Here is a 4,343-nt window from a genome sequence, read left to right on the forward strand (position 1 = left end):
TCTACCGACAGCGCGTTTTCCGACAGAGCGTCGTGCGAACGGCGCATGTCACGGGCAGAGCGGGATTTTTTGTTCTGCTGAACAGCCATAATTGATTAACTCCTAAACGTTTGGGTCACGCTTTAACTGCGCCAAAACACTGAACGGGTTGGACCGCGATACCTCGTCCTTGCTCGAGTCGGGCTCGTCTGCGCCCGCCGGCTGCTGGCATTCTTCCGGATGATGAGCAGGCACGATGGGCAAGGCGAGCAGAAGCTCCTCCTCGATCAAGGCCTGCAGATCCAAAGGATCTTCGCCCAGTTCCAGCACGTCATAGCCTTTCGGCAACGACTGGGTATTCGCACCCTCCTTCACCACAGCGTATGTACATTCGCTATGGATCGGCAGGGTGACCAGCTCAAGACAACGCTGGCAAACCATTTTGACTTCGACGTCCAGCTCGCTGTGGATAACCACCACGTGCTGTTCATCTCGTTCAAAATCGAACTTCGCCTGCACCGTACCGACATTGTCGGAAAGCGGGTCGCAGAGTCTTTCCAAATCAGCGAGTTGCAGCGAACCGTTAAGGGTTACGCCACGATCGGCTAATTTGCGCGGGTCAACGTGAGGTGGAATCGGGTCATTCAACATAGGCGCAGCATTCTAGGGATGCCCCCCGCCCCTGTCAAAGGAAATTCGGCGGCATCTCGCATGTTAGAATCGGGGACAACTGACCAGGAGTCTACCATGCTGCCTCTGTTGCTGGCTTCCAGCTCTGCCTATCGCCGCGAACTGCTTGCGCGCCTACGCCTGCCCTTCACCTGGGCAAGCCCCGATCTAGACGAGCGGCGCCTGGATGACGAACCCGCCGCGGCGCTGGTGCAGCGCCTGGCCAGGCAGAAAGCCGAAGCACTTGCCGCCAGCCACCCTGGGCACTTGATCATCGGCTCCGACCAGGTTGCCGTGCTGGGCGAACAGATCCTCGGCAAGCCACACACCTTCGAGCGCGCCTGCGAGCAACTTCTGGAGGCGAGCGGGCAACAGGTGACCTTCCTTACCGGCGTTGCGCTGCTGAACACCGCCACGGGGCATTGCCAGATCGATTGCGTGCCATTCACCGTGACCATGCGGGAATTGGACCGGGCGCGCGTGGAGCGCTACGTGACGGCGGAGCAGCCGCTGGATTGCGCGGGCAGCTTCAAGGCGGAGGGATTGGGGGTGAGCCTGTTCCAGAGCACCCACGGGTGCGATGCGACCAGCCTGATCGGGCTGCCGCTGATTCGGCTGGTGGATATGCTGAGCAACGAAGGGGTGGTGATCCCCTGAGGGAATGCGTCGCCCTCATCGCCGGCAAGCCGGCTCCCACAGCTCGTTGTGGGAGCCGGCTTGCCGGCGATGAGGCCGGAACTGATCAGCGCAGAACAGGCCCCTGGAAGCCCATCCACATGGCCAGGCGCTCAGCCACGCTGGCGCCGATGCGCTTGGAGAAGCGGTCGAACGGCGATTCCTGGACAGTGAAGTCCACCAGCTCTTTCTCGCCAACGATCTCACGCGCCACATAGCTGGCACTGCCCAAGCCGTCCACTAGGCCAAGCGCCTTGGCCTGCTCGCCCGACCACACCAGGCCACTGAACAGCTCCGGATGCTCCTTGTCTTTCAGGCGATCACCGCGGCCTTGCTTGACCATGGCAATGAACTGCTGGTGCGTGGTATTCAGCACGCCCTGCCAGAACGCCCGCTCCTCGGGCTTCTCCGGCGAGAACGGGTCGAGGAAGGCCTTGTGCTCGCCTGCGGTGTAGGTACGCCGCTCGACACCCAGCTTCTCCATCGAGCCCACAAAGCCATAACCGGCCGCCGTCACGCCAATGGAGCCAACCAGGCTGGCCTTGTCGGCATAGATCTCATCGGCTGCGCTGGCGATGTAGTAAGCACCGGAAGCCCCCAGGTCGGTGATCACCGCATACAACTTGGTATCCGGGTATTCAGCGCGCAGGCGGCGGATCTCGTCATACACGTAACCGGCCTGCACCGGGCTGCCACCCGGGCTGTTGATGCGCATGATCACCGCTTTGGTCTTGGGATCCTTGAAGGCCTCGCGCAGGCTCTTGACCAGGTTGTCGGCACTGGCGGCCTCCTGGTCGGCGATCACCCCGCGCACTTCCACCAATGCCGTATGGCTGCCGCTGCGCGACGCGGCCTTGTCCATATCCATGAACGGCAAGAACAGCGCAAGCAGGCCGAACAGGTAAACGAAGGTCAGCAGCTTGAAGAAGATCCCCCAACGCCGCGCTCGGCGCTGCTCCTGGACACCCGCCAGAAGCGTCTTCTCCAACAACTGCCAGCTTTTGCGCTCTTCGCGCTCGTCAGGCTCGGATTCTGGTGCTTTCCACTCGTCAGCCATGCTCACCTACCTTGGAATTGGAATTACCTGCTACCTGCCAGCCACTCGCGCAGCTGGGAGAAATGATCGATGCACACTTGCGGGCCGAATTCGGCCAGCGCCTGCAGCGGCATGGCGCCGTAGCCCACGGCCACCGAGTGCATGCCGGCATTGCTGGCCATCTGCAGGTCGAACGCCGAATCACCGACCATCAACGCACGCCCGGCTTCGACACCGCAATGGCCGAGAATCTCCTCGAGCATCAAGGGGTGCGGCTTGCCGCGGGTTTCGTCGGCGGCGCGGGTGATGTCGAAGAACTGCTCCCAGCCATTGGCCTTGAGCACCCGATCCAGGCCACGGCGCGCCTTGCCGGTCGCCACCGCCAGACGATAGCCTTCGGCCCGGAAGGCATCCAGCGATTCGACCACACCTTCGAACAGCGGCGAAGGCTGCTGGTCGAGCGCCATGTAGATGTCGGCGTAGTGCTGGCGAAAACGTTGCACCTGCACAGGCTCAAGGTGCGGATACAGCGTCGAAATGGCCTCGTCCAGCGCCAGCCCGATGATGCCCTTGACCGCCTGCTCGTCACTTTGCGCCTCACCGGCGCGGTCGGCGGCCGCATTCATCGATTCGACGATGCGGCCGATGGAATCGGCCAGGGTGCCGTCCCAATCGAAGATCAGCAGCTCATACGCCTTGCTCATAGATCACGACGCACTCAGGCGCTCCACGGTTTTCGCCCAGACCTCATCCACCGGCGCCTCCAGCTTGAGCTCACCGCCATCGGGCAGCGGCACGGTCAGGGCGTAGGCATGCAGGAACAGGCGCTTGCCGCCCAGGTCGCGAATTTCTCGGCTGAAGTCTTCGTCACCGTACTTGCTGTCACCGGCAATCATGTGCCCGGCGTGCAGGGTATGTACGCGAATCTGGTGGGTACGCCCGGTGATCGGCCGCGCCTCGACGATGGTGGCGAACTCGCCGAAGCGGCGCAGCACGCGGAACAGGGTCAAGGCCTCCTTGCCCTCCTCGTTCACCTCGACCATGCGCTCGCCCGAGCGCAGGTTGCTCTTGAGCAACGGCGCATTGACCTGCTTCTTGGAGGTCGGCCAATGGCCGCGCACCAGCGCCATGTAGCGCTTGTCGACACCATCGCCGCGCAGGGCAGCATGCAGGTGGCGCAGCATGCTGCGCTTCTTGGCGATCATCAGCAGGCCCGAGGTATCGCGGTCCAGGCGGTGCACCAGCTCCAGCTCCTTGGCGTCCGGGCGCAGCTGGCGCAGCGCCTCGATCACGCCGAAGCTCAGGCCGCTGCCGCCATGCACGGCGATGCCGGCAGGCTTGTTCATCACGATCAGCGCCTTGTCTTCGTAGACGATGGCCGCTTCCAGGCGCTGCAGCAGCCCCTGGGCGACCGGCGCCGGCTCGTCACGCTCGGGCAAACGGACCGGCGGTACGCGCACGACGTCGCCGGCCTGCAGCTTGTACTCAGGTTTGACGCGGCCCTTGTTGACCCGCACCTCGCCCTTGCGCAGGATGCGGTACACCAGCGTCTTGGGCACGCCCTTGAGCGCCGTGATGAGGAAATTGTCGATACGTTGGCCGGCAAGCTCCGGCGCGACTTCGATCAGCTTTACGCCGGAAGTCGGAGGGGTATTGGTCGTCATTGCGGGATCATAACAATTTTTTATGGAATTGAAGCACTTAATCATTACTGCTATAGTCGCGAACGCCGCCAAAAGCGGCAGGCCAGCGGCACCAGGCCCTTAGCCGGTCCCTGACCAACGCAATTCTGCAGGACGCGAGGCCGTCCTACGGGGTTTTCGCCAGTTTACCGAATTGCCTGGAATCGCCACCAGCGCCGTGTAGAGAAGACCGAAAAAAAACGACAAGCGCGGTATTTCACCTGCTTACCCGATTCTTTTCGCTGCACCTCTGCCCGCCCGTCGCTTCCACGCAACGCCCGGCGAATGCTTCGGAAATACCT

Annotated in this window: 6 protein-coding genes; 1 reads left to right on the top strand and 5 read right to left on the bottom strand. The window is 62.5% G+C overall.

From position 1 onward, the window contains the following. On the bottom strand, positions 1-89 hold an 89-nt coding region (gene rpmF / locus B3E94_RS14545), incomplete at its 3' end, for a 50S ribosomal protein L32 (protein ID WP_286914048.1). Positions 90-102: 13 nt separating this feature from the next. After that, a complete protein-coding gene (locus B3E94_RS14550) occupies positions 103-630 on the bottom strand; it encodes a YceD family protein (RefSeq protein WP_176512232.1) in 528 nt (175 codons plus the stop codon). Between the two features lie 96 nt (positions 631-726). On the opposite strand from B3E94_RS14550, the gene B3E94_RS14555 reads away from it, so the two are divergent. Then, positions 727-1,305 (top strand): Maf family protein, encoded by a 579-nt coding sequence (locus tag B3E94_RS14555; RefSeq protein ID WP_286914046.1) that lies wholly within the window; start codon positions 727-729, stop codon positions 1,303-1,305. A gap of 85 nt (positions 1,306-1,390) precedes the next feature. Here the strand turns inward: B3E94_RS14555 and B3E94_RS14560 are convergent, their stop codons facing one another. From B3E94_RS14560 to rluC, 3 genes are read right to left on the bottom strand one after another with little or no spacing between them, the layout of a single operon-like run. After that, the gene (locus B3E94_RS14560; RefSeq protein WP_176512230.1) at positions 1,391-2,380 is read right to left on the bottom strand and encodes a S49 family peptidase; all 990 of its coding nucleotides are present in this window, start codon (positions 2,378-2,380) and stop codon (positions 1,391-1,393) included. 23 nt (positions 2,381-2,403) lie between these two features. Further along, positions 2,404-3,063, bottom strand: a complete 660-nt coding sequence (locus B3E94_RS14565) for an HAD family hydrolase (protein WP_176512229.1) — start codon at positions 3,061-3,063, stop codon at positions 2,404-2,406. Between the two features lie 3 nt (positions 3,064-3,066). Beyond that, positions 3,067-4,023: a 23S rRNA pseudouridine(955/2504/2580) synthase RluC gene (gene rluC / locus B3E94_RS14570; RefSeq protein ID WP_176512228.1), complete on the bottom strand. Its 957-nt coding sequence runs from the start codon at positions 4,021-4,023 to the stop codon at positions 3,067-3,069. Positions 4,024-4,343 lie beyond the last annotated feature (320 nt).

This window comes from Pseudomonas sp. UBA6315 (assembly GCF_002438125.1).
GTDB classification, from domain to species: Bacteria; Pseudomonadota; Gammaproteobacteria; order Pseudomonadales; family Pseudomonadaceae; genus Aquipseudomonas; species Aquipseudomonas faucium.

Excerpts from the sequence above, each read along its gene's own strand:
- B3E94_RS14565 (WP_176512229.1), bottom strand. The coding sequence starts at position 3,063 with ATGAGCAAGGCGTATGAGCTGCTGATCTTCGATTGGGACGGCACCCTG.
- B3E94_RS14550 (WP_176512232.1), bottom strand. The coding sequence starts at position 630 with ATGTTGAATGACCCGATTCCACCTCACGTTGACCCGCGCAAATTAGCC.
- B3E94_RS14560 (WP_176512230.1), bottom strand. The coding sequence starts at position 2,380 with ATGGCTGACGAGTGGAAAGCACCAGAATCCGAGCCTGACGAGCGCGAA.
- B3E94_RS14555 (WP_286914046.1), top strand. The coding sequence starts at position 727 with ATGCTGCCTCTGTTGCTGGCTTCCAGCTCTGCCTATCGCCGCGAACTG.
- rluC (WP_176512228.1), bottom strand. The coding sequence starts at position 4,023 with ATGACGACCAATACCCCTCCGACTTCCGGCGTAAAGCTGATCGAAGTC.